The organism is Pararoseomonas sp. SCSIO 73927 (genome assembly GCF_037040815.1).
Classification (GTDB): Bacteria; Pseudomonadota; Alphaproteobacteria; order Acetobacterales; family Acetobacteraceae; genus Roseomonas.
Window position 1 is genome coordinate 183354 of sequence record NZ_CP146232.1, and the last position, 25978, is coordinate 209331.

Consider the following 25978-nt stretch of genomic DNA (forward strand, 5'->3'; position numbering starts at 1 on the left):
TGCCACATGACCGTGATTTTAATCCGGCGTTAACCCGAGGCCCTAAGCGCCCTCGATAATAGACTTGATCCGGGTGGCCAGCACCTCCATCGGGAAGGGCTTGGTCAGCACGTGCATGCCGGGGGCGAGGTGGCCGTTGCCGATGGCCGCGTTCTCCGCGTAGCCCGTGATGAACAGCACGCGCAGCCCCGGCCGCAGCTCCCGCGCCGCATCGGCCACCTGGCGGCCGTTCATGCCGCCGGGCAGGCCGACATCGGTGATCAGCAGGTCCAGCCGCGCCGTGGACCGCAGGACCTTCAGCGCGGAACCTCCGTCGGAGGCTTCCAACGCGGCGTAGCCCAGCTCCTCCAGCACCTCCATCACCAGCATCCGCACGGTCGGCTCGTCATCCACCACCAGCACGGTCTCGCCGCGCTCGGCGCGTGGCGGGTTGCCGCGGGCGGCCGTCTTCTCCTCCTCCACCTCGCCCCAGTGGCGCGGCAGGTAGAGGCGCATCGTCGTGCCCTGGCCCGGCTCTGAGTAGATGCGAACCTGCCCGCCGGACTGGCGGGCGAAGCCGTAGATCATGGACAGGCCCAGCCCCGTGCCCTGGCCAACGGGCTTGGTGGTGAAGAAGGGGTCGAAGGCGCGGGCCACCACCTCGGGCGGCATGCCCGTGCCGGTGTCCGTCACGCAGACCGTCACGTACTGGCCGGGCTCCATGTCCCGCTCCCGCGCGGCGCGGTCGTCGATCCAGGAATTCGCCGTCTCGATCGTCAGCCGCCCGCCCCCGGGCATCGCGTCCCGCGCGTTGATCGCCAGGTTGAGGATGGCGTTCTCCAGCTGGTGCGGATCGCAGAGGGTGGGCCAGAGGCCGACGGCGAGCACCGTCTCCACCTCGATGGCCGGACCCATGGTGCGGCGGATCAGCTCCTCCATGCCCTGGATGAGCCGGTTGGCCCCGGTCGGCTTCGGGTCCAGCGTCTGCCGGCGGGAGAAGGCGAGCAGCCGGTGCGTCAGCGCCGCCGCCCGGTCCGCCGCGCCCTGGGCGGCGGCCACGTAGCGCTCCACCTGCCCGAAGCGCCCCTGGGCGATGCGGGTTCGCAGCAGCTCCAGCGACCCCACGATGCCGGTGAGGAGGTTGTTGAAGTCGTGCGCGATACCGCCGGTCAGCTGGCCCACCGCCTCCATCTTCTGGCTCTGGCGCAGCGCCTCCTCGGCCTGCCGCAGCGCCTGCTCCCGCTCCCGCTCCTCCGTCACGTCGCGGCCGACGGCGCTGATCAGCCCCTCCCCAAAGGCTGCGGACCAGTCGATCCAGCGCCAGCGCCCGTCCTTGTGGCGGTAGCGATCCTCCACTCGCATCACCGGCCCATCGCCGGAGAGGCGCGCCAGCCGGTCCCGCCCGCCCGCGGCATCGTCGGGGTGGATGAGCTCGAGCACGCTGCGCCCGACCACCTCCGCCTCCCGCCAGCCCAGCGTGGCGTGCCAAGCGGGGTTCACCGCAACGATTGTCCCATCCGGCCGCAGGACGAGCATGATGTCGGCCGAGAGGCGCCAGAGGCGGTTGCGGTCCGCCGTGCGGGCGGCCACCTCCGCCTCCAGCCCCTCGTTCAGGGCGCGGAGCTGCGCCTCCGTCCGCTTAGTGTCGGTGATGTCGTAGATCACCCCGCTGAAGCGCAGCCCCGCCGTCTCGGCGTCCCGCAGGTACTCGCCGCGCCGCTTGAGCCAGCGGGCCTCCCCCGTATCGGCCCGGGCGATCCGGAACTCGGCCTCATGCACCGTGCCCAGGGCCGGCAGGGCGGCCTCGTCGGTCACGTTATCGTCGATGATCGGCAGGTCGCCGGGATGCACCACCCCGTTCACCGTCCGCACCGGCAGGTCAGGCGCAGGGCGCAGGCCGAGCAGCTTGCAGAACTGGTCCGACACGGCGGCGGTGGCGAAGCCCGGCATGTACTCGAAGGTGCCGATCCCGCCCGCGGTCTGCGCGATGCGCAGCCGCTCCTCCACCCGCTTCTGTTCGGTCACGTCCACCAGCGTGCCGAGGAAGTGGCCGGGGCCGCCCCCCGCATCCGGGTAGCGCCGGCCCCGCGCATGGACCCAGCGCAGCCCCAGCCCGGGCACGAGGACGCGGCACTCCCGCGACAGAAGCTCCGCCCCGCGCAGGATGGCGCCCACCGCCAGGCGGATGCGGGTGCGGTCCTCCGGATGGATGGCATTGAAGAAGGCGGCCGGGGGAACGCCGCGCGCCGCCTCCTCCGGCGTCACGCCCAGCAGGGCGGCCAGGCGAGCGTCGCCGTTGATCCGCCGCTCCGCCACGTCCCAGTCCCAGGAGGCGAGGATCCCGGCGGCGGCCAGGGCGTCCCGCAGCTGGCGGCCCTCGCCGCTGTCCTCGGTGCGGCTCACCCGCGCGGCCGGCCCATGGGGGCGTGGTTCAAAATCGACTGTTCCTCGCGTGGCCCCGGTGCGCCGGGCAGCGGCGACAGATGACCGGCTTCCCGAACGCGTTCAAGGCCCCAGCGTTCCATCGCCCAGGCCGTTGCCCAAGCCGTTACCCAGGCTATCGCCCAGGCGCCAGCCGGGCCGGTGCCCGGGCTGGCCGCCGGGATGTCGCACCCGCCGGCACCCTCGCTGCCACCCCGGCCACCGCTCCCCCGCCCGCCCCGCGGCGAAACCCCGCCATGGGCCCGGGCGATAGGCCCTTGAAGCCAAGCCTCGATGTCCGGAGGGACCCATGCACGCCAAGATCACCGTCCACGTCGGCCCGGACCGTCTCCTCGCCTGGCTGTCGGACCCCGCGAACGTCCGCCACTGGTTCGCCCACCTGCGGCACGAAGCCGACGTGCTGCCCGACGCCGGGATGACCGCCGATACGGACTCCCGCACCATCCGCTGGACCACCGAGCCCGCCGGGCGGATGGAGATTTCGGGCAGCGGCGAGACGGCCAGCCTCTCCCTCACCTTCGAGGAGGGCGGGCGCGAGCACGAGCCGCCGGCCGAGGAGGAGAGCCCGGACGACGCCCCCACCAACGCCGGCAACGCCCTGCGCAGCATCAAGAGCCACGTGGAAGCCGTGGACGGCGGCGACCCGGACATGCACACGCCCGGCATCGTCTCCAAGGAGGCGGTGGAGGAAGCGGAGCGCGAGATCGCGGCCGACCCGGAGCACAGCGGGACGCCGCGGCGGTAGGGTGGCGCCAGGGGGCTCCGCCCCCTGGAACCCCCGCCAAGGGCCTGAGGCCCTTGGAACCCCTTCTGGCTGCCGCCGCGCCGTCCTGAGACGGGATCTCCGCGTGACGGGCCCCTTCCTGCCCTTGCAGTCGCCTCGGGTCACCGACCCGAGGCGCACCGTCAGCAGGGTAAAACCACCTACTAGAAAAAGATGATGGAGAGGGGTCCGGGGAGAGGAAGAATTCCTTCTTCCTCTCCCTGGCCACAGACCGGACGCCAAGGATCAGGCCGGATCGCCCTCCAGCCTCGGCCCCGGCCGGACAGCCAGCACCTTCCAGATGCCGTCCGCCGCCGCCACCAGTCTCTCGCCGACGGTCAGCTGCCCGCGCAGGAAGATCACGGACTTGGCCAGGCGCACCACCTCGCCCCGCGCTTCCAGGAACTCGCCGGGGTGGGCGGCAGCGATGAAGTGGGTGTTCATCTGCATGGTGACAGCGGGTTTCTGGTCGGTGGCGTGCCAGGCGGTGAGGCCCAGCGTGTTGTCCAGCATCGTCATCAGCAGCCCGCCATGGGTAATGCCGTGCCCGTTCAGGTGGTACGGCTCCACCAGGAGGCCGTAGGCCCAGCCGTTCCCCTCCGGCCGGGACCAGTAGGGGCCGGTATGGGCGGAGAAGCCCACCGGCGGGCGGCGGGACCAGCCCGCCGCTTCGGGATCGAAGTTCACGCCGCGGCCTTCTCGTCCAGGGCGGCGAAGCTGCTGCCCTCCTCTGCTAGGCGCACCAGCAGCGCGGCCGGCATCAGGCTCTCGTCGCCGCAGGCAGCGGAGAAGCCACGAAGGCGCTCGACGATGTGCTTCAGCCCCACCTGGTCGGCGTGGAACATCGGGCCGCCGGTCCAGGCGGGCCAGCCGTAGCCGTTGAGCCAGACGGTATCGATGTCCCCGGCCCGCGCCGCGATGCCCTCCTCCAGGATGCGCGCGCCCTCGTTGATCATGGGGAAGAGGAGGCGCTCGGTGATCTCCTCCCGCGGGATGGCGCGGCGGGTGACGCCCTGCTCCGCCGAGACGCGCTCGATGATTGCGACCACCTCCGGGTCCGGCGCGCCGGTGCGGCCGTCCGAGGAGTAGTCGTAGTAGCCCTTCTTCGTCTTCTGGCCGAGGCGCCCGGCCTCCACCAGCGCGTCGGCCACGGGGGCCTTCTTGCCGGTGGCCTGGCGGATGCGCCAGCCGATGTCGAGGCCCGCGAGGTCGCCCATGGCGAAGGGGCCCATGCGGAAGCCGAACGCGTTGAGGGCGGCGTCCACCTCCTCCGGCCGCGCGCCCTCGATCAGCAGGCGCTCGGCCATGGCGGTGCGGCGGGCCAGCATGCGGTTGCCGATGAAGCCGTAGCAGACGCCGGAGACCACCGGCACCTTCGCCAGCTTGCGGCCGATCTCCACGGCGGTGGCAAGGGCATCGGGCGCCGTCTCCTTCGCGCGCACCACCTCCAGCAGCTTCATCACGTTGGCCGGGGAGAAGAAGTGCATCCCCAGCACGTCGGCGGGGCGGGTGGTGCTGGCGGCGATCTCGTCCACGTCGAGGTAGGAGGTGTTGGTGGCGAGGATGGCGCCGGGCTTGGCGATCTCCTGCAGCTTGCCGAAGATCTCCTTCTTCAGCCCCATCTCCTCGAACACCGCCTCCACCACGAGGTCGGCGTCGGCCGCGGCTTCCAGGCCGACCTTGCCCTCGATCAGGCCCATGCGCTTCGCCTTCGCGTCCTCCGCCAGGCTGCCGCGCTTCACGGAGGTGGCGTAGTTGCCCTCCACCCGCTCCAGGCCGCGCTGCAGGTTCTCCTCGGTCGTCTCGATCAGGGTCACGGGGATGCCGGCATTGGCGAAGCACATGGCGATGCCGCCGCCCATGGTGCCGGCGCCGATCACGGCCGCCTTCGCCACGGGGCGGGGCGCGGTGCCCTTGGGCAGGCCGGGGATGCGGGCCGCGGCGCGCTCGGCGAAGAAGACGTGGCGCAGGGCGGCGCTGCGGGGGTCGTCGCGCAGGCGGGTGAAGTGGGCGCGCTCCACCGCCAGCCCCTCCTCGAAGGGCTTGTCGAAGCAGGCGCGGACGGCGTCCACGCAGGCCTCGACGCTCGGGTTGTTCGGGTTGCGCTTGAGGATAGCGGCGGCCGCCTCCTCGAAATCCTCGCGGGCGCCGAGGTTCGCGCGGTCCTTCGGAACGGCGGGCAGCGCGCCGCCGGCCAGCTTCAAGGCCAGGGCCTTGGCAGCAGGCAGCACGTCCTCGGCGATCTCGTCCACCAGCCCGTTGCCCTGCGCCTCCTTCGCGGCGATCGGCTTGCCCTCGGCCATGATCTTCAGCGCGGGGGCGGCGCCGATCAGGCGAGGCAGGCGCTGCGTGCCGCCGGCGCCGGGCAGGAGGCCGAGATTCACCTCCGGCAGGCCGAGCTTCGCGGAAGGCGCGGCCACGCGGGCGTGGCAGCCCAGCGCCACCTCCAGCCCGCCGCCCAGTGCCGCACCGTTGATGGCGGCGACCACGGGCTTGGTCAGGGTCTCAAGGGCCGCGATGGTCTCCGGCAGGCTCGGCGGCACGGGCGGCTTGCCGAACTCGGAGATATCGGCGCCGGCGATGAAGGTCCTACCCTCCGCGGCCACCACCACGGCGCGCACGGCGGGGTCGGCGGCGGCGGCCTCCACGGCGCGCTTCAGCCCGCCGCGCACGGCGGCGCTGAGGGCGTTCACCGGCGGGTTGGCGATGCGGATGAGGGCGATCCCGTCCTCGACGCTGCTGGTGACCGGCTCCTGCTGAGTCATGGACGGCTCTCCTTCTCCCCGCCAGACCGTTGTTTTCGATCGAAACTTCCGGTCCGCTTGCCGTCGAGGAAAGAGCCGCGGGGCCGGGGCGTCAAGCGCCGGCGCCGGGAAGGGCCCGCGCCGCCGTTTCGGTGCGGAAACAGCACGGCTGCGTGAGGGCCCTGCCCAGCCGCCCGGTGCGGTGCCAGTTGCTGAAGGTCAGGTCCCTCCAGGGCTGGCAAGGCCCGGACGGGACCGCCGCGGCGATGGCGCCGCGGTCGGGGAGGATTGTCCGATGGCCGAGAACACGTCGCGGAGCGTCATGCACGGCGGGGATGCCGCCGCCTTCGCGGAACCCGCGATCCAACGGATCGGCACCGCCGATCTGGCGGATGCCCTGTCGCGGGGCTGGCGGGACTTCCTGGAGGTACCGACCCAGCTCTTCTTCCTCTGCCTCATCTACCCGGTGATGGGGCTGACGCTCGGCTTCGCCGCCTCCGGCAACAACCTGCTGCCGATCCTCTGGCCCCTGGCGGCCGGTTTCGCCCTCGTCGGTCCCGTCGCGGCGCTCGGCCTCTACGAGATGAGCCGGCGGCGGGAACAGGGGCAGCCGGTGGGCTGGCGCGACGGGCTGCGCGCCTACGGCTCGGCCTCGATCGGGTCCATTCTCGCCGTGGGGGTGGTCCTTCTCGCCCTCTTCGTCGCCTGGATCGCCTGCGCCCTCTGGATCTGGCGCAGCACGATCGGCCCGGCCGAGATCGGCTCCTTCACGGATCTCCTGGCCGCGCTGCGGACGCCGGAGGGAACCCGGCTGATCCTGCTCGGCAACCTCGCGGGCTTCCTCTTCGCCGTGGTGGCGCTGGCGGTCAGCGTCGTCTCCTTCCCCCTGCTGCTGGAGCGCGACATCGGGGCGGGCGCGGCGATCCGCACCTCCCTGCGGGCGGTGGCGGCCAATCCGGGGCCGATGGCCGCCTGGGGCGCGATCGTGGCCGGGCTGCTCTTTCTCGGCTCCCTGCCGCTCTTCGTCGGGCTGGCGGTGGTGATGCCGGTGCTGGGCCACGCCACCTGGCACCTCTATCGGAAGGTGGTAGCCTGACGCAGGAATGAGGGGGGCGGCCGCGTTCCCGGGCGGGCCGGGCGTTCCAGCGCGGCCCGGACGGGGCTAGAACGGCGGCGATGCGCCCCATGCCGCCCCCCGCGCCCGCGCCGATCCTGCACCGGTTCGCCAATCCCGGCCGCTTCCTGCGGGCGACAAAACGCCTGATGCCCTGGCTCTGGGGGCTGTCGCTGGCGGTGCTGCTGCCCTCGGCCGCCTGGGCGCTGCTCCTCTCCCCCGCCGATTGGCAGCAGGGAGAGACGGTGCGGATCATGTACGTCCATGTTCCCATGGCCTGGCTGGCGATGGGGGGCTATGCGGGCCTGGCCGTCGCCTCCGTGCTGGCGCTGGTGTGGAAGCACCCGCTGGCGGACCTGGCGGCGCGGGAGCTCTCCCCGGTGGGGGCGGTGGTCACGGCGCTCTGCCTCGCCACGGGCAGCCTCTGGGGGCGGCCGATGTGGGGCACCTGGTGGGCCTGGGACGCGCGGATGACCTCCGTGCTGGTGCTGTTTTTCCTCTGGGTCGGGCACGCCGCGATCACGCGCGCCTTCGAGGAGGAGGAGCGCGGGGCACGGATGGGCGCCATCCTGGCCCTGGTGGGGGTGGTGAACCTGCCGATCGTGAAGTTCTCCGTGGATTGGTGGAACACGCTGCACCAGCCGGCCAGCGTGGCGCGGCTGGGCGGTCCCTCCATGCACGTCTCCATGCTCGGGCCGCTGCTGGCCTGCGCGGTGGGGTTCACGCTGCTGTTCACCACGCTGGTGCTGGCGCGGGTGCGGGCAGCGGTGATGGAGCGGCGCGTGGCGGCGCTGGAGCTGGCGCGGGCCCGGGCGGCAGACGGTGCGGCGGATCGCCCGGCGGATCGCCCCGCGCCGGGGGATGCGGTGGTGGCATGAGCGCGCATCTGTGGAGCGTGGTGGCGGCCTGGGGGCTGGCGGCAGCCGCCTTCGGCGGGCTGGCGCTGGGCGCGGCGCTGCGCCATCGGGCGGCGGCGCGGCGCCTGGGTGAGTTGGAGCGAGCCCTGAGGGGAACGGCAAGGGGAACGGCATGAGCGGCGCGACGGCGGCCCAGGACGCGCAGTCCGGTGCCAACTCCGGCGCAAAGTCCGGCACAAAGTCTGGCGCAAAGTCTGGCGCAAAGTCTGGCGCGAGGCCCGTCGGGCTGGGTCTGGCCGCGGCGCGGCGGCGGCGGCGGCTCTGGGTGCTGCTGCTCTGCGGGCTGGGGCTCGGGACGGCCTCGGCGCTGGCGCTGACGGCCTTCCAGGACAACCTCGTCTTCTTCCGCTCCCCCTCCGACATCGTGGCGGGCGCGCCGAATGACGGGCGCGCCTTCCGCCTGGGCGGGCTGGTGGAAGCTGGCAGCGTGGTGCGGGACGGCGAGCGGGCGCGCTTCCGGGTGACGGACGGCGCGAACACGATCTCCGTCGCTTATCGCGGCGTGCTGCCGGACCTGTTCCGGGAGGGACAGGGCGTGGTGACGCTCGGCCGGATGCTCCCGGATGGGAGTTTCGCCGCCGCCGAGGTGCTGGCGCGGCACGACGAGACCTATATGCCGCCCGAGGTGAAGGACGCGCTGGAGCGCAGCGGGCACTGGAACCCGAGCCAGGGTGCGGCGCCGCCGCCCTCCGGCTGGAACACGATGCAGCCGGCACCGGCCGGAGCCAGGACGGGCGAATGATTCCTGAGATCGGGCATTTCGCGCTGGCGCTCGCGCTGGCGCTGGCGCTCGCGCAGTCCGTGCTGCCGCTGGTGGGCGCGCAGCGGGGCGAGGCGCGGCTGATGGCCTCCGGCGCGGGGCTGGCGACGGGCGTGCTGATCGCGGTGGGCGCCGCCTTCGCCGCGCTGCTGTGGTGCTTCGCGGAGAACGACACCACCGTCACCAACGTCGTGCAGAACAGCCACTCCGCGAAGCCGATGCTCTACAAGCTGTCCGGCGCCTGGGGGAACCACGAGGGTTCCATGGTGCTCTGGGTGCTGATCCTCGCCCTCTGCGGCGGGGCCGTCGCGGTGTTCGGGCGCGGGCTGCCGGCGGCGCTGCGGGCGCGGGTGCTGGCGGTGCTGGGCATGATCGCGGCCGGGTTCCTCGCCTTCGTCCTCGCGACCTCCAACCCCTTCACGCGGGTGTGGCCGCCGGCGGTGGATGGGCAGGGGCTGAACCCCGTGCTGCAGGACCCTGGCCTGGCCTTCCACCCTCCCCTCCTCTACCTCGGCTATGTCGGCACGGCCGTGACCTTCGCCTTCGCCGTCGCCGCGCTGATCGAGGGGCGCGTCGATGCCGCCTGGGGGCGCTGGGTGCGTCCCTGGGCGCTCGCCTCCTGGTCCTTCCTCACGCTCGGCATCGCGCTGGGGTCCTGGTGGGCCTATTACGAGCTGGGCTGGGGCGGGTACTGGTTCTGGGACCCGGTGGAGAACGCCTCCCTCCTGCCCTGGCTCGCCGGCTGCGCGCTGCTGCACTCCGCCATCGTGGTGGAGAAGCGGGAGGCGCTGAAGACCTGGTCGATCTTCCTGGCGATCCTTGCTTTCTCCATGTCGCTGCTCGGCACCTTCCTCGTTCGCTCCGGCGTGCTGAACTCCGTGCACGCCTTCGCCAATGATCCGGAGCGCGGCGTGTTCATCCTGGCGCTGCTGTTCATCACCATGGGCGGGGCCTTCGCGCTCTTCGCGTGGCGCGCGCCGGCGCTGGTGCCCACCGGGGTCTTCGCGCCGCTCTCGCGGGAGGGGGCGCTGGTGCTGAACAACCTGCTCCTCTGCACGATTGCGGCGGTGGTGCTGGTGGGCACGCTCTACCCGATGTTCGCGGACCTGATCCTGCGCGCGAAGATTTCCGTCGGCCCTCCCTTCTACCAGGCCACCGTCTTCCCGCTGGCGCTGCCCCTGGTCCTGGCCATGGCGGCGGGGCCGCTGATGGCGTGGAAGCGCGCGCGGGCCTGGCCGGTGCTGCAAAGGCTGTGGTGGGTGGCGGTGATCGCCTCCCTCGTGATCGCGCTGGTCTGGCTGGTGCAGGGCCTTCCGGTCCTGCCGGCGCTGGGCTTCGGGGCGGCGTGCTGGCTCATCCTCGCGGCCTTCGTGGACGTGGCGGAGCGCATCGCCCTCTTCTCCCGCCCGCGCGCGGCCTTCGCGCGCGCCCGCGGGCTGCCGCGCGCGGCCTGGGGCGGGGCGGTGGCCCATGCGGGCTTCGGGATCAGCCTGCTCGGCATGGCCGGGATGGGGCTGGCGACGGAGCGTCTGACGGCGGTGCGGCCAGGGGAGACGATCCTCCTCGGCGGCTACGAATGGAGGCTGGAAGGCGTGCGCGACGCGGTGGGGCCGAACTATACGGCGCGCCACGCCACCGTGACGGTGACGCGGAACGGCAGCACGGTCGCGGTGCTGGAGCCGGAGAAGCGCAACTTCCCGCTCGCCCGCCAGAGCACGACGGAGGCCGCCATCCACACCACCTGGGCCTCCGACCTCTACGCCGTGATGGGCGAGGAGGAAGGGGACCGGGCGACGCTGCGCCTGCACCACAACCCGCTGGCGCCCTGGATCTGGCTGGGCGGCGCGGTGATGGCGCTCGGCGGCGGCATCTCGCTCTCCGACCGCCGCGCGCGCGTGGGCGCCCCCGCCCGGCGCCGGACCGCCGCGGAGGCGCGGGCGTGAGCGGGGCGGAGCCTTCTCGTCCCCTGGCCCGTCGCGCGCTGCTCCTGGCGCCGCTGGGGCTGGCGGCCGCCGGTGGCCTCGGCTTCTGGGCGATGCTGCGCGGGATGAAGGACGGGTCCTACGACCCGCGCGGCGTGCCCTCCGCCCTTCTCGGCAGGCCGGCGCCGCGGCTCGCGCTGCCGGCACTGGAAGGCGTGGACACGCCGGGCTTCCAGCCGGAGGCGCTGGCCTCGGGCGGGCCCGTGCTGGTGAACTTCTGGGCCTCCTGGTGCGTGCCCTGCGTGATCGAGCACCCGCAGCTCATGGCCCTGCAGGCGCGGGGCGTGCGGTTGCTGGGCGTGAACTACAAGGACAAGGCGCCGGAGGCCGGGCGCTTCCTGCAGCGGCACGGAAACCCCTTCTCCGGGCTGGTCGTGGATGCGGAGGGACGCGCGGGAATCGAGTACGGGCTCTACGGCGTGCCGGAGACCTACCTCGTGGACGGCAACGGCATCGTGCGCTGGCGCTGGGCCGGGCCGATGACGCCGGACACGCTCTCCGCCGAGCTGGACCCGCTGCTGCGGCGGCACGCGTGAGGGCGCTTCTCTTCGCGATGCTGCTGGCGCCCCAGCTTCTTGTCACGGGGCTGGCGCTGGCGGTGGGCCGCCCCTCGGAGATGCTGCCCGACCCGGCGCAGGAGGCGCGGGCGCAGGAGATCGGGCGCGAGCTGCGCTGCATGGTCTGCCAGAACCAGTCCATCGAGGACAGCGAGGCGGACCTGGCACGCGACCTGCGGCGGCTGGTGCGGGAGCGCGTGGCGTCCGGTGAATCGGACCGGGCGGTGGTGAGCCACATCCACGACCGCTACGGCGACTTCGTGCTGCTGCGCCCGCCCTTCAGCCTGGTGACGGCCCCGCTCTGGGCAGTCCCGGTGCTGGTGCTGCTCGGCGGCGCCCTGGGCATCCTCCTGATGCGCCGCCGCTCGGCGGAGCGCGCGGGGCCAGCGCCGCTCTCCCCGGAGGAGCGCGCGCGGCTGGCGGCGCTGGAGCGCGAGCCGTGACCTGGCTCCTGACGGGATTGCTGGCCGCGGCGGCGCTGCTGCCGCTGGCCTGGATCATCCTTCGCCCGGCACGCGCCACCGACAGGGCGGCGGCGGACCGGGCGCTGTACCGCGCGCAGCTCGCGGAGCTGGAGCGGGACCGCGCCTCGGGCCGCTTGGACGAGGCGGCGCACGCGGCGGCGCTGCTGGAGGTGCAGCGGCGGCTTCTGGCCGTGCCGGAGGCAGCGCCGGCGCGGGCGGGCGGGCGCGGGCCGCTGCTGGCGGGGCTGGTGGCCGTGCCGGTGCTGGCCTTCGCGCTGTATTTCCTGAACGGCTTCCCCGCCATGCCCTCCGCCACCCTCGCGGAGCGGCGGGACGCGGTGGCGCGGGACGAGGCGCTGCTGGCGGAGCTGCGGTTGCGCCTGCAATCCATGCCGCCGCGCGCCCAGCAGACGCGCCAGGGCTGGCTGCTGCTGGCGGAGGCGGAGCGGAACCGCGGGCGCCCTGCCGAGGCCGCGGCGGCCTATGGCGAGGTGCTGAAGATCGGCTTCGACCCCGACCTCGCCTCCCAGCGCGCGCAGGTGCTGCTGGAGGCCGGGATGGTGGAGGAGGCCGCCGCCTTCCTCGCGGATGCCCTGCCCCGCGCGCCCGGCCATGTCGGGCTGCGCTTCCTGGCCGGGCAGGCGGAGGCGCAGGCCGGGCGCCCCTCGGCGGCGCGGGCGACGTGGCAGGCGCTGCTGGCCACCGCGCCCGATGGCGCGCCCTGGAAGGGCATGGTCGAGCGGCGGATGCAGTCGCTGCCATGAAGGAAGCTGGGGGCGCCGTAGGCCTGGAGGCGCTCGAGGCCCGGCTGCGGCAGGACCTGGAATGGCTGGAACTGCCGGCGAAGCCCTGGGTGCCGGAAACGGTGGTGGAAGGCCGCCCGGTCTCCGACGTGGTGGTGATCGGCGCGGGCATGGCGGGGCTGGCGGCCTCTGCCGCGCTGCGGCTGGAGGGCATCGACCGGCAGCGCGTGCTGGACCGGGCGGACCAGGGAAGGGAAGGCCCCTGGGTGACCTATGCCCGGATGGAGACGCTGCGCTCGCCCAAGGGGTTGGCCGGGCCGGCGCTGGGCTTCGGCGCCCTCACCTTCCGCGCCTGGTTCGAGGCCCAGTTCGGCGCGACCGCCTGGGAGGCGCTGGGCAAGATCCCGCGCGCCCAGTGGGTGGATTACCTGAACTGGTACCGCCGCGTGATGGCGGTGCCGGTGGAGAACGCGGCCCAGGTCTCGCTGATCCGCCCGCGCGCGGACGGGCTGGTGGCGCTGGAGATGGCGGACGCTTCCGAGATCCTGTGCCGCCGCCTGGTTCTCGCCACCGGGCGCGACGGGTTGGGCGGGGAGTACGTGCCGCCCATGGCCCGGCGCGTGGATCGCCGGTTCTGGGCGCATTCCCGCGACGAGATCGACTTCGCCGCCCTGCGCGGCAAGCGCGTGGGCGTGGTGGGCGCGGGCGCCTCCGCCATGGACAATGCGGCGACGGCGCTGGAGGCGGGCGCGGCCTCGCTGGACCTGTTCGTGCGCCGCCCGGCCCTGCCGCGGGTGAACAAGTTCACCGGCATCGGCAGCCCCGGCGTGGTGCACGGCTTCGCCGGGCTGCCGGACGCGTGGAAGTGGCGCTTCCTGCACTATGTCGGCGCGACGCAGACGCCCCCGCCGCGCGACAGCACCATGCGCGTCTCGCGCCACCCCCATGCGCGCCTGCACCTGGCCTGCCCGGTGACGGGGCTGCGGGAGGCGGATGGCGCGCTGGTGGTGGAGACGCCGCGGGGCGGGTTCACCGTGGACTTCCTGATCCTTGCCACCGGCTTTCACGGGGCGATGGAGACGCGGCCGGAGCTGGCCCCCATCGCGCCGCATGTCCGCCTGTGGCGGGACCGCTTCCCGGCGCCGGAGGGGATGGAGAGCGAGGAGCTGTCCCTCTCCCCCGACCTCGCGCCCGACTTCTCCTTTCAGGAGAAGGTGGAGGGCGAATGCCCGGCGCTGCGGAACATCCACGCGTTCAACTACCCGGCCACGCTGAGCCACGGGAAGCTGACGGGCGACATTCCCGCCATCTCCGCCGGGGCCCGGCGCCTGGCGCAGGGCATCGCGCGATCCCTTTTCGTGGAGGACCGGGCGACGCATTTCGAGCGGCTGGTGGCCTACGAGACGCCCGAGCTCCTGGGCGACGAGTGGCCCGAACGATGACGGTTGAGGTGACGCCATGGACGACCTGATCGAGAGCATCCTGGGCATCGCGCCCGGATCGCCGCTGGCCGAGTTGCGGCGCCGCAGGCCGGAGGCGCTGCAGCACGCCCAGGGTGCCTACCGGGAGCTGCTGATGCCGGAGGACCCCGGCAACGTCTCCCACGTGGAGCGGGCGGCGCTGGCCCTGCGGGTGGCGCTGCGCGAGAACGACGCGGCGCTGGCGAGGCACTTCCGGGGCCTGCTGGAGAAGGCGGGGGCGCAGGAGTCGATCATGCTGGCGGAGGACCTCTCCGCCGCGCCGATGGAGGGGCGGCTCGCGGCGCTGCTGCGCTACGCCGACGTGGTGGGCACCCGCCCGGCCGAGGTGACGCAGGGCACGATCGACGCGCTCTCCGCCATGGGGCTCACGCCGCGCGACATCGTGGCCGTCACGCAGCTCGTCTCCTTCGTGCCCTACCAGGTGCGGGTGATCGCGGGCCTTCGCGCCATGCTGGATGAGGGCGCCGCTCCCGCAGCGGCGAAGGAGAAGGCGGCATGAAGCGCTTCACCATGGAGGAGGTGGGCTGGACGCCGCGCATCCCGCCGATCGAGGAGGCGACCGCCACGCCTGCGCAGCGCGCGGCGCTGGACGCCTGCCCGCCGGCCCAGCGCGGTTCCGCCTATTTCCGCACCCTGGCGAACGACCCGGGATCGCTGGGCGAGCGCGGGGCGCTGTTCAACACGGTGATGTACGCGCCGCGTGGGCTGCCGCGCGCGGACCGGGAATTCTCCACCGCCGTCGTCTCCATGGCGAATGGCTGCGTCTACTGCACCTCCGTCCACGCGCGGCGCTTCGCGGATCTCTCGAAGCAGCGGGAGGCGATGCAGCGCGTGCTGGAGGAGGGGCACGGGGTGGAGACCGACCCGCGCCGCCGCGCCATCGCCGATTTCAGCGAGAGGCTGACGCTGACGCCGGGCGCGGTGACGGCGGCGGAGCTGGCGCCGCTGCGGGCGGCCGGGCTGGACGAGCTGGAGCTGCTGGACCTCGTCCACTCCATCGCCATGTTCGCCAACGCGAACCGGCTGATGCAGTCGCTCGGCGAGACGGAGGCGCCGGGCTAGGCTGGCCGCGGGCCGGCGCTGGCGCATCGGGACGAGGGCGCCTTCGACCGGCGCCCCCGCCCTCAGTGCCTGATGCGGCGGCCCACCGGACCCTTCGCCCGTGCCTTGGGCCGCTTCGCCCCTACCTTGGGCCGCTTCGCCCCTACCTTGGGCCGCTTCGCCCCGACCTTGGGCGGCTTCGCCCGCGTCTTAGGCGGCTTCGACCGCGCCTCGGGCGGCTTCGACCGCGCCTTAGCCGGCTTCGCGGGAGGGGCGATGAGGAAGGGCTCGGCCGCGGGGATGCCCTCCGTCCCGGCATAGCGCTGGAGCGTCGCGTCGGCGGCGAGGTGCGGATAGGCCTGCGCCCCCTTCGGCCAGGTCCTCGCGAAGGCGGCCACCTCGGCATGATCCTGCCCGCGGATCGTCTGGACGAGGACGAAGGCCGCCTGGGCCGGCCGCAGCCGCTGCTGGCGAACGAGCTGCAGGTGCCATTCCCTGGCGCGCAGGGGGCACCAGTCCACCAGGGCCTCCTGCAGGGCCCGGCGCACCTCGGCCGGCAGTTCCTCATAGGCCTGGTAGGGGTCGCCCTTCAGCTTGCTGTAGGGCTTGGCCGCCATGCTGTTGTCCATGCCCGCCTTGTATCGAAGCGAGGCCGCCGGTGGAAACGGAGAGGCCAAGCACCCGGCGCCCGGCACCCATGCCGCCCGGTCTGGTGCGGGTTGGGCTGGTGCGGGTTGGGCTGGTGCGGCTTGGGCTGGTGCGGAAGCCGCTACGGGCGGACCGGCGCCCCGGCTCGCTGGCTCCTTTCCAGGCAGGCCTGCGTGACCCTGGCGCGGACGCCCGCGCTGTCGATGTCGAGGGAGCCGAGGGGGCCGTACACCCGGTCCTCGGCCACCGCCCCGCGCATCTGGCAGGCATAGACCGGGTCCGCGGCGGCCCCGCTCCCCCCTCCATCCGCCGCGCAGGCGGCGAGGAGGAGAAGGCTGGCCGCTGCGGCCGCGTGAGGGACCGTTCCCATGAAGCGCTCCTTCCCGCAGGGCTGACCACCGTAACGGCGAAGCGGGGTGCCGGGCTGCCCGGCCCTACTCGTTGCGCGCGCCGGATTGCCGCACCAGCGTGGCGTGGCGGCCGATCTCCTCGCGCAGCAGGGTCGCCAGCCGCGCGGGGTCGCCGCCCAGCGGGGTCATGCCCTGCTCCTCGAAGCGGGCCCGGGCGGCGGGATCGGCCAGGATCTCGTTGGCCAGGGCGTTGATCCGGCGGACCAGGGCGGGGTCCACGCCCCTCGGCAGGAAGAGGCCGAACCAGGTGCCGAAGACGAGCCCGGGCATGCCCAGCTCCGCCGTGGTCGGCACGTCCGGAAGCTGGGGGGAGCGCCGGTTGTCCAGCACGGCGATCGGCGTCACCGCCCCCGCCCGCGCCTGGGACACGACGCCGGTGATAAGGTTGAACATGGCCTGGATGCGGCCGGAGAGCAGGTCCGTCACCCCCTGCGCCGGGGAGGCGTAGGGCACGTGCACCATCTGCGCGCCGGTGAGCGACCGGTAGAGCTCCCCCGCCAGGTGCATGGAGGAGCCGTTGCCGGTGGAGCCGAAGTTGATGGCGTTCGGGCGGGCGCGGGCGTAGTCGCCGAACTCCTGCAGGCTGCGGATGGGAAGGCCCTTGTTCACCACCAGCACGTTGGGAACGTTGCCGATCAGGACCACCGGCTCGAAGTCCTTCTGCGGATCGAAGGGCAGGTCGGGGTAGAGGGCGGGGCCGGTGGCGAGCGTGCCGGCCCAGGACCAGAGGACCGTGTAGCCGTCCGGCGCCGCGCGCGCCCCGGCCAGCGCGCCGATGTTGCCGTTGGCGCCGCCGCGGTTGTCGATCAGCACGCGCTGTCCCAGGCGCTTCTCCGCCTCCTGCGCGAAGATCCGCGCCAGCGTGTCCGCCGTGCCGCCGCCGCCCGGCGCGGGCACGATGATGCGGACGGGGTGGTTGGGCCAGGGAGCGTTCGCCTGCCCGGCGGATTGTCCGTCCGCGGGGGTGGCCGGCGCCGCGCTCTGGGCGCGCGCGGCCCCGGCCAGGCCCATCGCGAGTCCGGATGCGGCGGAGAGGATGGCGCGGCGGCGCATGGGGATCATCGCGTGGTCTCCCGGTGGAGGCGGCCAGCTTAAGGGGAATGCGCGGCCCGGGAAAACGGCCCCGCCCCCGCCGCGAGAAGGGCCGCGCCAAGGGGCACGAGGGATAGGCGGCGCCGATCCCGGCCATCGGCACGACCGGACTGTTTGCGGTGCGGCGGCGGACGCATGGTCCGGCCCGCCGCGCCCCTGCGACGCGGCGCGAAGCCGGAGGGATCGATGGATGTCAGGAGTTCTGTGGACGCGGGCGGAGACGGCCTGCGCGGGGGCCGACGAGGTGACTGAGCGGCGCCCCGGGCCGCAGGACGAGGCGGCCCGCCAGCTCATCTCGGAGGCGGTGCGGGCGGTGCTGGAGGAGGGGCTGCGCCACGCGCCCGACCCCGTCCTCTACCTGCGCCGGGCGGCGAGCGAGGTGCTGCTGGTGCTCAACGCCTTCGACGCGGCCGGCCCGCGCGACGGGGCGGAGCTGCGCGCCATCGTGGCGGAGGAGGTGGTGCTGGTGTCCCGGACCATGCTGCGGCAGCGGCGGTCCTGATGACTCCCGTCCCGATGGCCCGGTCCGGCCAAGGGGCGGTCGCGAGGGGAATGCGGCCCCGTCCACTACACCGCCGGCGCGGTCCGGGCGCGGCGCGGGTTCCGGCCGGGGCGCTCACGCGCCAGGCTCGGGGTCCTTCCCGGCGGGGCCGGGCACGGAGTTCAGCAGGGAGAAGCCGCTGGGGGGCACCCCCGGCGCGCCCCCCTGCAGCAGGGCGAAGGTGGTGAGCGGGCCGGGATCCGGCCCCGTGCCAGATGGGGGGGCGGGCTGGGGCGCCGGTTCGGGATCGGGCGCCCAGGCGACGCGCTGGAGGTAGGTGGAGAGGAAGCGGCGCAGGCGCGGCTCCTCCGCGTCCCGGAACACGGCCCTGGCCGGACCGTCCACCAGCACGCGGCCATGGTCCAGGAACACCGCGCGGGAGGCGACGGAGGCGACGAAGCCCATCTCGTGCGAGACGACGAGCATCGTCATCCCCGTCTCCGCCAGGCCGCGGATCACGTCCAGCACCTCCGTCGTCAGCTCCGGGTCCAGGCTGGCGGTGGGCTCGTCGAAGAGGATGAGGCGGGGTTCCATCGCGAGCGTGCGCGCTATGGCGACGCGCTGCTGCTGGCCGCCGGAGAGCTGGGCGGGGCGGCGCTCCGCGAGCTTCAGCAGGCCCACCCGGTCCAGCATGGCGCGGGCGCGCTCCGTCGCCTCCGCGCGCGGCAGCTTGCGGACGAGGCGCAGCGCCAGGGCCACGTTCTCCCCCGCCGTGAGGTGGGGCCAGAGGTTGAACTGCTGGAACACCATGCCGACCGTGCCGTCGCCCGGCACCGGCGCGCGCCCCTCCACCAGCACGCGCCCGCCCGTCAGGGGATCGAGCCCCGCGATGGCGCGGAGGAGGGAGGACTTGCCGGAGCCGCTGGGGCCGATGAGGCCGACCACCTCGCCCCGGTTCACGGAGAGGTCGATGCCGGCGAGGATCTGCGTGTCGCCGACGCGGCGTTCCAGCCTTTCGGCGACGAGGAAGGGCGTGGTCATCAGGTGGTCCCGAGAGTGGCGCGGGCGATGCCGCGTTCCAGGCGCCGCGCGGCCCAGGCGGTGAGCTCCACCAGCAGCCAGTAGCTGAGGGCGAGCGCCGTCATGGTCTGCGCGAAGGCGAAGGTGGCGCTGCCCACGCCCTGCACAGTGAAGGTTAGCTCCGGCACGGTGATGATCGAGAGCACCGCCGTCTCCTTGATGAGGATCACCGCGAGGTTGGCGAGCGCCGGCAGGACGGCGAGCGCCATCTCCGGCAGCAGGATGCGGGTGACCGTCTGGTTCGTCCGCAGCCCCAGCAGCCGCGCCGCCTCCGTGTGGCCGGGGGGGATGGCGCGGAAGCCGGCGCGGAACACCTCGCTGAAATAGGCGGCGGCGTAGACCGAGAGGGCGAGCCAGCCGGCGACCACCGGCGTCAGGTCCAGCCCGATGAAGGGGCCGCCGTAGTAGAGGAGGAAGGCCTGCACGACGAAGGGCACGCCGCGCACCACCTCCACGGGCACCGCAAGGAGGGCGTTGACGACGGGGCCGCCGAAATGGCGCGCGCAAGCGACGAGCACGCCGGCGAGCAGGCCGGTGGCGACGGAGGCAAGCCAGATGCCGACCGTGAGCGGCAGGCCCCGCGCCACGGCCCAGAGGGTTTCGGAGACGACGCTCATGGGCGCCCCTTCGTGGCGGCGTTCATAGGCGCCCCTTCGTGGCGACGCTCATGCCCGCTTCCGCTCCCGGCCGACCGCCATCAGCACGAAGTTGATGACGAGGTAGATGGCACCGCACAGGGCATAGGATTCCAGCGGCATGAAGGTGGAGGCGGCGAGCGCCTGGGAGGTGCGCGTCAGCTCCATGATCCCCACGAGGGAAACGAGGGAGGAGGCCTTCATGATCAGGATGGCCTCCCCCACGATGGCCGGGCGCATGGTGCGGGCGGCGATCGGCAGGCGGATGCGCAGGAAGGTCTGCGCCCGCGTCAGGCCGAGCAGGCGCGCCGCCTCCACCGCGCCAGGGGGCACGGTGGCGAGGCCGCCGCGCAGGATCTCCGCCATGTAGGCCGCACAGCAGAGGCCGAGCGTGCCGATGGCGGCGACGAGCGCCGGGATGTCGATGCCGAGGAAGGGCAGCGCGTAGTAGGCCAGCAGCAGCTGCACAAGCAGCGGCACGCCGCGGAAGAGGGAGACGTAGAGGGCCGCCGCCCCGCGCAGCCCGCGGCTGCCCGCGGTGGAGGCGGCCGCGATCGCCGCCCCCGCCGCGAAGCCGAGGGCGATGGCCGCGAGGGACACCGCCACCGTGGCCACCGCCCCGCGCAGGAGCGGGGGCAGCGCCTCCTCGATGAAAGCAAGGTCCAAGAGCTAGAGCGCCGGCTCGATGGGCTTGTCGGGCGTGTCGAAGACCTGACCGAACCACTTGGTCTGCATGGCGGAGAGGCGGCCGTCGTTGCGCATCTTCACGATCGCGGCGTCCAGCGCGTCCATCAGGGGGGCGGAATCCGCGTCCTTGCGGCCGATGTAGCCGAAATAGGACTTGGTGCCGAAGGGCGGCTGCACCACGGAGAAGACGTTCGGGCGCTGCTTCGCGACGTAGACGATGTTGGGCAGGGAGTTCGCGACCGCCGCGATGCGCCCGGCCGCGAGGTCGGCATAGGCCTCGGAGAAGGACTGGTACTCGCGGATCGGCGGGGTGGTGCCGGGCAGGGTCGCGACGAAGGCCTGGAACTGGGCGAGTTGCGCGGTGGTGGTGGCACCGCCGAGCTGCTTGCCCGCAATGTCCTGCGGCTTGGTGATGCTGCTGTCGTTCGTGCGCTTCAGCAGGGCCACGGTGGCTTCCGCGACGGGCACGGAGAAGCGGTACCGCTCCGAGCGCGCCCTGGTGATGGTGGCGGGGCCGCCGACGAGGTCGTAGCGGCTCGCCTCTAGCCCCGGCAGCACGGCGGGCCAGGGCAGGTCCTGGAAGGTGATCTTCACGCCGATCTCCTTCCCGAACTCGGTGAAGAGCTCGAGGTTGAGGCCGGTCTGCCGGCCGCCCTCCGTAAAGTCGAAGGGGGCGAAGTGCATCTCGGTGGCGACCACGAGCTCCCCAGCCCGCCTCGCCTTCTCCAGGTTATTGGCGGCGGCGCGGCGCACGAAGGCGGCGGCCAGGCCGGTGCCCAAGGTCGTGCTGATGGCGGCGGCGCCGAGGCCGCGGCGGGTGAGGGTCATGGGGCTTCTCCTGCGATCGGCCGGGGTTCCGGCCACCGGCGACAAAATTCTTGGCGGGGATTGTTGACCGCGCCGTGACAGTTTCGCCAGCCCAGACAAGCTTGACATGACAGGTCATGCACGCGAGCATTCCCGGACTGCCGGGGCGAGGCCGTTGCTCCCGGCGAGGAGGCGAAGCGCATGGCGGACACGACCTCTCTCCCCGTGATCGATATTTCCGGTCTGAGCGGGACCTCGGCAGGCTCAGCAAGCGGCGTGCCGCCCCGCGACATCGGACGGGTGGCGGAGGCGATCCGCGCGGCCTGCACGGGGCCGGGCTTCTTCTACGTCTCCGGGCACGGCGTGCCCGAGGCGGTGATCGCGGAGGCGGTCCGCGCCGCGCGGGACTTCTTCCACCTGCCGGCGGAGGTGAAGGCGGGGGTGAAGGCGAATGCCCGCCACCGAGGCTGGCACGCGATGGGCGGCGCGCTGATGGAGGGCGCGAAGCACTCCGACCGGAAGGAGTTCTTCTCCATGGGGTTGGAGCTGCCGGAGGACGATCCCGCGGTTCTGGCGGGGGAGGCCCTGCGCGGGCCGAACCAGTGGCCGGACTTCGCGCCGGCGCTGCGCCCGGCGATGGGCGCCTACTACGACGCGATGTTCGGCCTCGGCGGGCGGCTGCTGCGCGCGGTGGCGGTGAGCCTGGGGCTGGAGGAAGGGTTCTTCGCGCCCTGCTACCGCAAGCCGCTGCAGCGCACCCAGGCCATCTTCTACCCGCCCCAGTCCGTGGGCGCGGAGGAGGAGATCTACGGCGTGGCGCCGCACACGGATTTCGGGTGCATCACCCTGCTGTGGCAGGACAGCAATGGCGGGCTGCAGGTGCGGGAGCGGCAGGGCGGCAGCTGGATCGATGCCCCTCCCCTGCCCGGCACGCTGGTGGTGAATGTGGGCGACCTGCTGGGGCGCTGGAGCAACGACCGCTTCGCCTCCACCCCGCACCGCGTGGTGAACCGCAGCGGGCGGGAGCGCATGTCGATCGCGACCTTCCACGACCCGGACTTCGGCGTGGTGATCGACCCGCGCGAGCTGGGCACGCCGGCCGAGGAGGCGCGCTACGAGCCGATCACGGCGGGGCGGCACATCCTGAACCGCTTCGATCAGGCCTTCGGGTACCGCAAGACGCTCGCGGCCGCGCCCTGATGCCGGATGGCGGCGCGCCGAAGCCGCGCTACGAGGCGGTGAAGGACTTCGTGCGGGACCGCATCGCCTCCGGCGAGTGGGGCGTGAACGCGCGCATTCCCAGCGAGAACGAGCTGGGGCCGATGCTCGGGGTGTCCCGCATCACGGTGAACCGCGCCTTCATGGAGCTGGCGCGGGAGGGGCGGCTGCGGAAGGTGCCGGGCGTCGGGACCTTCGTCGCTGAGGGGAAGCCGCGCACGGGGCTCAGCAGCATCGAGAGCATCGCGGAGGAGATCCGCGGGCGCGGGATGGAGTGGAGCTGCGAGGTCCTGGCGCTCGGCACGGCCTCCATGACCGAGGAGGCGGCGGACGCGCTGGGGCTGCCGCGCGGCGGGCGGGTTCCCGCCTCCATGGTCCTGCACAAGGGCGACGGGCTGCCGATCCAGCTGGAGGAGCGGTTCATCCGGCCGGACTACGCGCCGGGCTACGAGGCGCAGGATTTCTCCGGGCGCACGACCTACGACTTCCTTCGGGAGGTAGGCGCGGTGGAGGAGATGGAGCAGGCCGTGACGGCGGTGCTGCCCCCTTCCTCCATCGCGCGGCTGCTGGAGGTGGGGTCGCGCGATCCCTGCCTGGTGATCCGCCGCCGCACCTTCCTCCGTGGCGAGGCCACGACCTTCTCCCGCCTGACCCAACCCGCCAGCCGCTTCGAGCTCTCCGGCCGCTACCGGATGCAGGACGGGCCGGGCGGGCATTTTTCGTTTTGAGGATTTCGATGACCGACAATCCCCGCCTTCGTAACGCCCCCGCCATCCGGGCGCCGCGCGGTATGGAGCTTTCCGCGAAGCACTGGGTGACGGAAGCTCCGCTGCGGATGCTGATGAACAACCTGGACGACGAGGTGGCGGAGAATCCCGGCTCGCTCGTCGTCTATGGCGGCATCGGGCGGGCGGCGCGGGACTGGCGCAGCTACGAGATGATCTGCGACGTGCTGCGGCGGCTGGAGGACACGCAGACCCTGCTGGTGCAGTCCGGCAAGCCGGTGGGCGTGTTCGAGACGCATGCGGACGCGCCGCGCGTGCTGATCGCCAACTCCAACATCGTGCCGGCCTGGGCGAACTGGGAAAAGTTCAACGAACTCGATCGGGCCGGGCTGATGATGTACGGCCAGATGACGGCGGGGTCCTGGATCTACATCGGGTCCCAGGGGATCGTGCAGGGCACCTACGAGACCTTCGCCGAGGCCGGGCGGCAGCACTTCGGCGGCGATCTCTCCGGCCGCTGGATCCTGACGGGCGGGCTGGGCGGCATGGGCGGGGCGCAGCCGCTGGCGGGGGTGTTCGCCGGGGCGAGCGTGCTGGCGGTGGAGTGCCAGCCCAGCAGCATCGAGAAGCGGCTGCAGACGCGGTATCTGGACCATGCAACGGCGGATATCGACAAGGCGCTGGCGATGGTCTTCGGCGCTTGCATCGAGAAGAAGCCGATCAGCGTCGGGCTGCTGGGCAATGCGGCGGAGGTCTTCCCGGAGCTGGTGCGGCGCGGCGTGGTGCCGGACATCGTGACGGACCAGACGAGCGCGCACGATCCCTCCAACGGCTACCTGCCGGCGGGCTGGACGCTGGCGGATTGGATGGCGAAGCGGGAGAGCGATCCCGCCGCCGTGGCCGCCGCGGCGAAGCGCAGCATGGTGGCGCATGTGCAGGCGATGCTGGACCTGAAGAGGATGGGGTCCGTCGTCATGGATTACGGCAACAACATCCGGCAGATGGCGAAGGACGAGGGGCTGGCGGAGGCCTTCGACTTCCCGGGCTTCGTGCCGGCCTATATCCGGCCGCTCTTCTGCAAGGGGATCGGGCCCTTCCGCTGGGCCGCGCTGTCCGGTGATCCCGAGGACATCCGCAAGACGGACGCGAAGGTGCGGGAGCTGATCGACGATCCGCACCTGCACCGCTGGCTGGATATGGCGCAGAAGCGCATCGCCTTCCAGGGCCTGCCGGCGCGCATCTGCTGGGTGGGGCTGGGCGACCGGCACCGGCTGGGCCTGGCCTTCAACGAGATGGTGGCGCGGGGCGAGATCGGGCCGGTGGTGATCGGGCGCGATCACCTGGACAGCGGCTCCGTCGCCTCGCCGAACCGGGAGACGGAGGCGATGCGGGACGGATCGGACGCTGTCTCCGACTGGCCTCTGCTGAACGCACTGCTGAACACGGCCTCCGGCGCCACCTGGGTCTCGCTGCACCACGGTGGCGGCGTAGGGATGGGGTATTCTCAGCACGCGGGCATGGTGATCGTGGCGGACGGCACGCCGGATGCGGCACGCCGCCTGAAGCGGGTGCTGTGGAACGATCCGGCGACGGGCGTGATGCGCCACGCCGATGCGGGCTACGATTTGGCGAAGGACTCGGCGCGCGAGAAGGGGCTGGACCTGCCGATGGTGAACCTCTGATGGCCGGGCTTGCTGAACTGCGCGCGGTGATGGCGGGCGGGGCGCTGGCCCTGCCCGAGGGCTGGCGCGAGGCGGTGCGGACCAGCCATTCGGCGCTGGCGGCGCGGCTCTCGGCCGGTGAGGTGATGTACGGCGTGAACACCGGCTTCGGGAAGCTGGCGGGCACGCGCATCCCGCCGGACGCACTGGTGGACCTGCAGCTGAACCTGATCCGCAGCCACGCTTCCGGCGTGGGGGAGCCGCTGCCGCGCCATGTGGTGCGGCTGGTGCTGGCGCTGAAGGCGCTCTCGCTCTCCCGCGGCGCCTCCGCGGTGCGGGAGGAGACGGTGGAAATGCTGCTGCGCCTGCTGGAGGCCGATGTGCTGCCGGTGATCCCGGCGCGCGGGTCCGTCGGGGCCTCGGGCGATCTGGCACCGCTCGCGCACATGTCGATGCTACTGATCGGCGAGGGCGCGGCCACCGTGGACGGCGTGGCGCTGCCGGGGGCGGAGGTGCTGAAGGGGCTGGGGCTGAGGCCCCTGCCGCTTGGTCCGAAGGAAGGGCTGGCGCTGCTGAACGGCACGCAGGTCTCCACCGCGATCGCGCTGGTGGCATTGTTCAGGGCGCGGGACCTCTTCACCACGGGGCTGGTGGCGGGGGCGATGAGCACGGAGGGGGTTCGCGGATCGGACACGCCCTTCGACCCGCGCATCCACGCGCTGCGCGGCCAGCCCGGGCAGATCCGGGCGGCGGCGGCGCTGCGCGGGCTGATGGCGGGCAGCGCGATCCGAGAGAGCCACCGCGCGGATGATCCCCGCGTGCAGGACCCCTACTCCATTCGCTGCCAGCCGCAGGTGATGGGGGCGTGCCTGGACGCGCTGGACCACGCCGCCGCCGTGCTGGAGCGGGAGGCGAACGCGGTGACGGACAACCCTCTGGTAACGGCGGAGGGGGAGGTGCTGTCCGGCGGGAACTTTCACGCGGAGCCGGTGGCCTTCGCCGCGGATCACATCGCGCTGGCGCTGGCGGAGATCGGGGCGCTTTCCGAGCGTCGGATCGCGCTGCTGACTGATCCGGCGCTGTCGGGGCTGCCGGCCTTCCTGGTGCGGGAGGGCGGGCTGAATTCGGGCTTCATGATCGCGCAGGTGACGGCGGCGGCGCTGGCCAGTGAGCAGAAGGCGCTGGCGCACCCGCGCAGCGTGGACAGCCTGCCGACTTCCGCCAACCAGGAGGACCATGTGAGCATGGCCACCGGCGCGGCTCTGCGGCTGGTGCCGATGTGCGACAACCTGCGGGACATCCTGGCCATCGAGCTTCTGGCCGCCTGCCAAGCGGTGGAGTTCCACCGGCCGCTGCGCTCATCGGAGCCGCTGGAGGATGCGCACGCGGCGGTGCGCGGCGTCGCGGCTGCCTGGGACAAGGATCGCTTCATGGCGCCGGACATCGCGGCGGTGGCGGGGCTGGTTGATGCCGGGCGGTTTACCGGGCGTGCGCAGTAGCGTGGGGGCCGATTTCGACCGCGTCTGGGTGAACGCCAACCTCTGCAC

Annotated in this window: 27 protein-coding genes; 17 read left to right on the forward strand and 10 right to left on the reverse strand. The window is 72.9% G+C overall.

Annotated features, from left to right (window positions below):
- Positions 1–42: 42 nt before the first annotated feature.
- Positions 43–2382 (reverse strand): PAS domain-containing protein, encoded by a 2340-nt coding sequence (locus VQH23_RS01010; protein WP_338663750.1) that lies wholly within the window; start codon positions 2380–2382, stop codon positions 43–45.
- Positions 2383–2710: 328 nt separating this feature from the next.
- Here VQH23_RS01010 and VQH23_RS01015 point away from each other — a divergent pair, with 328 nt between their 5' ends.
- Positions 2711–3166, forward strand: coding sequence for a hypothetical protein (locus VQH23_RS01015; RefSeq protein WP_338663751.1), 456 nt, complete (start codon positions 2711–2713; stop codon positions 3164–3166).
- 264 nt (positions 3167–3430) lie between these two features.
- On the opposite strand, the gene VQH23_RS01020 is transcribed toward VQH23_RS01015, so the two are convergent.
- Both VQH23_RS01020 and VQH23_RS01025 read right to left on the reverse strand, forming a co-directional pair.
- Positions 3431–3871 (reverse strand): PaaI family thioesterase, encoded by a 441-nt coding sequence (locus VQH23_RS01020; RefSeq protein WP_338663752.1) that lies wholly within the window; start codon positions 3869–3871, stop codon positions 3431–3433.
- Positions 3868–5949, reverse strand: a complete 2082-nt coding sequence (locus VQH23_RS01025) for a 3-hydroxyacyl-CoA dehydrogenase NAD-binding domain-containing protein (protein ID WP_338663753.1) — start codon at positions 5947–5949, stop codon at positions 3868–3870. The genes VQH23_RS01020 and VQH23_RS01025 overlap by 4 nt, the downstream gene beginning before the upstream one ends.
- A 274-nt stretch (positions 5950–6223) precedes the next feature.
- Between VQH23_RS01025 and VQH23_RS01030 the strand changes: the two genes are divergently transcribed.
- The 11 genes from VQH23_RS01030 (at position 6224) to VQH23_RS01080 (ending at position 15008) form a co-directional block, all read left to right on the forward strand.
- Positions 6224–7024 (forward strand): DUF2189 domain-containing protein, encoded by an 801-nt coding sequence (locus VQH23_RS01030; RefSeq protein ID WP_338663754.1) that lies wholly within the window; start codon positions 6224–6226, stop codon positions 7022–7024.
- 89 nt (positions 7025–7113) lie between these two features.
- Positions 7114–7920 carry a heme ABC transporter permease gene (locus VQH23_RS01035; protein ID WP_338663755.1) on the forward strand — a complete coding sequence of 269 codons (807 nt, stop codon included), beginning with the start codon at positions 7114–7116 and terminating at the stop codon, positions 7918–7920.
- Positions 7917–8075 carry a hypothetical protein gene (locus VQH23_RS01040; protein ID WP_338663756.1) on the forward strand — a complete coding sequence of 53 codons (159 nt, stop codon included), beginning with the start codon at positions 7917–7919 and terminating at the stop codon, positions 8073–8075. Before VQH23_RS01035 ends, VQH23_RS01040 begins: the two co-directional genes overlap by 4 nt.
- A gap of 116 nt (positions 8076–8191) precedes the next feature.
- A complete protein-coding gene (gene ccmE / locus VQH23_RS01045) occupies positions 8192–8701 on the forward strand; it encodes a cytochrome c maturation protein CcmE (RefSeq protein WP_338666033.1) in 510 nt (169 codons plus the stop codon).
- The gene (locus tag VQH23_RS01050; protein WP_338663757.1) at positions 8698–10662 is read left to right on the forward strand and encodes a heme lyase CcmF/NrfE family subunit; all 1965 of its coding nucleotides are present in this window, start codon (positions 8698–8700) and stop codon (positions 10660–10662) included. Before ccmE ends, VQH23_RS01050 begins: the two co-directional genes overlap by 4 nt.
- Positions 10659–11237, forward strand: a complete 579-nt coding sequence (locus VQH23_RS01055; RefSeq protein ID WP_338663758.1) for a DsbE family thiol:disulfide interchange protein — start codon at positions 10659–10661, stop codon at positions 11235–11237. The genes VQH23_RS01050 and VQH23_RS01055 overlap by 4 nt, the downstream gene beginning before the upstream one ends.
- Entirely contained in the window at positions 11234–11701 is a 468-nt protein-coding gene (locus VQH23_RS01060; protein ID WP_338663759.1) for a cytochrome c-type biogenesis protein, read from the forward strand. Before VQH23_RS01055 ends, VQH23_RS01060 begins: the two co-directional genes overlap by 4 nt.
- Positions 11698–12486 carry a c-type cytochrome biogenesis protein CcmI gene (gene ccmI, locus VQH23_RS01065; protein ID WP_338663760.1) on the forward strand — a complete coding sequence of 263 codons (789 nt, stop codon included), beginning with the start codon at positions 11698–11700 and terminating at the stop codon, positions 12484–12486. Before VQH23_RS01060 ends, ccmI begins: the two co-directional genes overlap by 4 nt.
- On the forward strand, positions 12483–13907 hold the full coding sequence (locus VQH23_RS01070; protein ID WP_338663761.1) for an NAD(P)/FAD-dependent oxidoreductase: 1425 nt from the start codon (positions 12483–12485) through the stop codon (positions 13905–13907). Before ccmI ends, VQH23_RS01070 begins: the two co-directional genes overlap by 4 nt.
- Before the next feature lie 16 nt (positions 13908–13923).
- Entirely contained in the window at positions 13924–14445 is a 522-nt protein-coding gene (locus tag VQH23_RS01075; RefSeq protein WP_338663762.1) for a CMD domain protein, read from the forward strand.
- A complete protein-coding gene (locus tag VQH23_RS01080) occupies positions 14442–15008 on the forward strand; it encodes a peroxidase-related enzyme (RefSeq protein WP_338663763.1) in 567 nt (188 codons plus the stop codon). Before VQH23_RS01075 ends, VQH23_RS01080 begins: the two co-directional genes overlap by 4 nt.
- A 62-nt stretch (positions 15009–15070) precedes the next feature.
- Here the strand turns inward: VQH23_RS01080 and VQH23_RS01085 are convergent, their stop codons facing one another.
- From VQH23_RS01085 to VQH23_RS01095, 3 genes are all read right to left on the reverse strand, one after another.
- Complete coding sequence (locus VQH23_RS01085) at positions 15071–15616, reverse strand: DUF6525 family protein (RefSeq protein WP_338663764.1); 546 nt, start codon at positions 15614–15616, stop codon at positions 15071–15073.
- A 140-nt stretch (positions 15617–15756) separates the two neighbouring features.
- Positions 15757–16005 carry a hypothetical protein gene (locus VQH23_RS01090; RefSeq protein WP_338663765.1) on the reverse strand — a complete coding sequence of 83 codons (249 nt, stop codon included), beginning with the start codon at positions 16003–16005 and terminating at the stop codon, positions 15757–15759.
- Between the two features lie 64 nt (positions 16006–16069).
- Positions 16070–17107: a tripartite tricarboxylate transporter substrate binding protein gene (locus VQH23_RS01095; protein WP_338663766.1), complete on the reverse strand. Its 1038-nt coding sequence runs from the start codon at positions 17105–17107 to the stop codon at positions 16070–16072.
- 220 nt (positions 17108–17327) lie between these two features.
- On the opposite strand from VQH23_RS01095, the gene VQH23_RS01100 reads away from it, so the two are divergent.
- Positions 17328–17639 carry a hypothetical protein gene (locus VQH23_RS01100; protein WP_338663767.1) on the forward strand — a complete coding sequence of 104 codons (312 nt, stop codon included), beginning with the start codon at positions 17328–17330 and terminating at the stop codon, positions 17637–17639.
- 114 nt (positions 17640–17753) lie between these two features.
- Here VQH23_RS01100 and VQH23_RS01105 read toward each other — a convergent pair whose 3' ends face one another.
- The 4 genes from VQH23_RS01105 to VQH23_RS01120 are packed head-to-tail and all read right to left on the reverse strand — an operon-like array spanning position 17754 to position 20848.
- Positions 17754–18659 (reverse strand): amino acid ABC transporter ATP-binding protein, encoded by a 906-nt coding sequence (locus VQH23_RS01105; RefSeq protein WP_338663768.1) that lies wholly within the window; start codon positions 18657–18659, stop codon positions 17754–17756.
- The gene (locus VQH23_RS01110) at positions 18659–19315 is read right to left on the reverse strand and encodes an amino acid ABC transporter permease (protein ID WP_338663769.1); all 657 of its coding nucleotides are present in this window, start codon (positions 19313–19315) and stop codon (positions 18659–18661) included. The genes VQH23_RS01105 and VQH23_RS01110 overlap by 1 nt, the downstream gene beginning before the upstream one ends.
- Before the next feature lie 48 nt (positions 19316–19363).
- Positions 19364–19999, reverse strand: a complete 636-nt coding sequence (locus VQH23_RS01115; protein WP_338663770.1) for an amino acid ABC transporter permease — start codon at positions 19997–19999, stop codon at positions 19364–19366.
- 3 nt (positions 20000–20002) lie between these two features.
- On the reverse strand, positions 20003–20848 hold the full coding sequence (locus VQH23_RS01120) for a transporter substrate-binding domain-containing protein (protein WP_338663771.1): 846 nt from the start codon (positions 20846–20848) through the stop codon (positions 20003–20005).
- A gap of 180 nt (positions 20849–21028) precedes the next feature.
- On the opposite strand from VQH23_RS01120, the gene VQH23_RS01125 reads away from it, so the two are divergent.
- From VQH23_RS01125 to hutH, 4 genes are read left to right on the forward strand one after another with little or no spacing between them, the layout of a single operon-like run.
- Positions 21029–22027 (forward strand): 2-oxoglutarate and iron-dependent oxygenase domain-containing protein, encoded by a 999-nt coding sequence (locus VQH23_RS01125; RefSeq protein WP_338663772.1) that lies wholly within the window; start codon positions 21029–21031, stop codon positions 22025–22027.
- Positions 22027–22773 (forward strand): UTRA domain-containing protein, encoded by a 747-nt coding sequence (locus tag VQH23_RS01130; RefSeq protein WP_338663773.1) that lies wholly within the window; start codon positions 22027–22029, stop codon positions 22771–22773. Before VQH23_RS01125 ends, VQH23_RS01130 begins: the two co-directional genes overlap by 1 nt.
- An 8-nt stretch (positions 22774–22781) precedes the next feature.
- Positions 22782–24452, forward strand: coding sequence for a urocanate hydratase (gene hutU, locus VQH23_RS01135; RefSeq protein WP_338663774.1), 1671 nt, complete (start codon positions 22782–22784; stop codon positions 24450–24452).
- On the forward strand, positions 24452–25930 hold the full coding sequence (hutH, locus tag VQH23_RS01140; RefSeq protein WP_338663775.1) for a histidine ammonia-lyase: 1479 nt from the start codon (positions 24452–24454) through the stop codon (positions 25928–25930). The genes hutU and hutH overlap by 1 nt, the downstream gene beginning before the upstream one ends.
- Positions 25931–25978: the final 48 nt, after the last annotated feature.

What these genes read in the sequence shown, in the direction of transcription:
- VQH23_RS01015 (WP_338663751.1), top strand. Translation starts at nt 2,711, where the DNA reads ATGCACGCCAAGATCACCGTCCACGTCGGCCCGGACCGTCTCCTCGCC.
- VQH23_RS01025 (WP_338663753.1), bottom strand. Translation starts at nt 5,949, where the DNA reads ATGACTCAGCAGGAGCCGGTCACCAGCAGCGTCGAGGACGGGATCGCC.
- VQH23_RS01030 (WP_338663754.1), top strand. Translation starts at nt 6,224, where the DNA reads ATGGCCGAGAACACGTCGCGGAGCGTCATGCACGGCGGGGATGCCGCC.
- VQH23_RS01035 (WP_338663755.1), top strand. Translation starts at nt 7,114, where the DNA reads ATGCCGCCCCCCGCGCCCGCGCCGATCCTGCACCGGTTCGCCAATCCC.
- VQH23_RS01040 (WP_338663756.1), top strand. Translation starts at nt 7,917, where the DNA reads ATGAGCGCGCATCTGTGGAGCGTGGTGGCGGCCTGGGGGCTGGCGGCA.
- VQH23_RS01050 (WP_338663757.1), top strand. Translation starts at nt 8,698, where the DNA reads ATGATTCCTGAGATCGGGCATTTCGCGCTGGCGCTCGCGCTGGCGCTG.
- VQH23_RS01070 (WP_338663761.1), top strand. Translation starts at nt 12,483, where the DNA reads ATGAAGGAAGCTGGGGGCGCCGTAGGCCTGGAGGCGCTCGAGGCCCGG.
- VQH23_RS01075 (WP_338663762.1), top strand. Translation starts at nt 13,924, where the DNA reads ATGGACGACCTGATCGAGAGCATCCTGGGCATCGCGCCCGGATCGCCG.
- VQH23_RS01080 (WP_338663763.1), top strand. Translation starts at nt 14,442, where the DNA reads ATGAAGCGCTTCACCATGGAGGAGGTGGGCTGGACGCCGCGCATCCCG.
- VQH23_RS01085 (WP_338663764.1), bottom strand. Translation starts at nt 15,616, where the DNA reads ATGGACAACAGCATGGCGGCCAAGCCCTACAGCAAGCTGAAGGGCGAC.
- VQH23_RS01090 (WP_338663765.1), bottom strand. Translation starts at nt 16,005, where the DNA reads ATGGGAACGGTCCCTCACGCGGCCGCAGCGGCCAGCCTTCTCCTCCTC.
- VQH23_RS01095 (WP_338663766.1), bottom strand. Translation starts at nt 17,107, where the DNA reads ATGATCCCCATGCGCCGCCGCGCCATCCTCTCCGCCGCATCCGGACTC.
- VQH23_RS01100 (WP_338663767.1), top strand. Translation starts at nt 17,328, where the DNA reads ATGTCAGGAGTTCTGTGGACGCGGGCGGAGACGGCCTGCGCGGGGGCC.
- VQH23_RS01105 (WP_338663768.1), bottom strand. Translation starts at nt 18,659, where the DNA reads ATGACCACGCCCTTCCTCGTCGCCGAAAGGCTGGAACGCCGCGTCGGC.
- VQH23_RS01110 (WP_338663769.1), bottom strand. Translation starts at nt 19,315, where the DNA reads ATGAGCGTCGTCTCCGAAACCCTCTGGGCCGTGGCGCGGGGCCTGCCG.
- VQH23_RS01120 (WP_338663771.1), bottom strand. Translation starts at nt 20,848, where the DNA reads ATGACCCTCACCCGCCGCGGCCTCGGCGCCGCCGCCATCAGCACGACC.
- VQH23_RS01125 (WP_338663772.1), top strand. Translation starts at nt 21,029, where the DNA reads ATGGCGGACACGACCTCTCTCCCCGTGATCGATATTTCCGGTCTGAGC.
- VQH23_RS01130 (WP_338663773.1), top strand. Translation starts at nt 22,027, where the DNA reads ATGCCGGATGGCGGCGCGCCGAAGCCGCGCTACGAGGCGGTGAAGGAC.
- hutU (WP_338663774.1), top strand. Translation starts at nt 22,782, where the DNA reads ATGACCGACAATCCCCGCCTTCGTAACGCCCCCGCCATCCGGGCGCCG.
- hutH (WP_338663775.1), top strand. Translation starts at nt 24,452, where the DNA reads ATGGCCGGGCTTGCTGAACTGCGCGCGGTGATGGCGGGCGGGGCGCTG.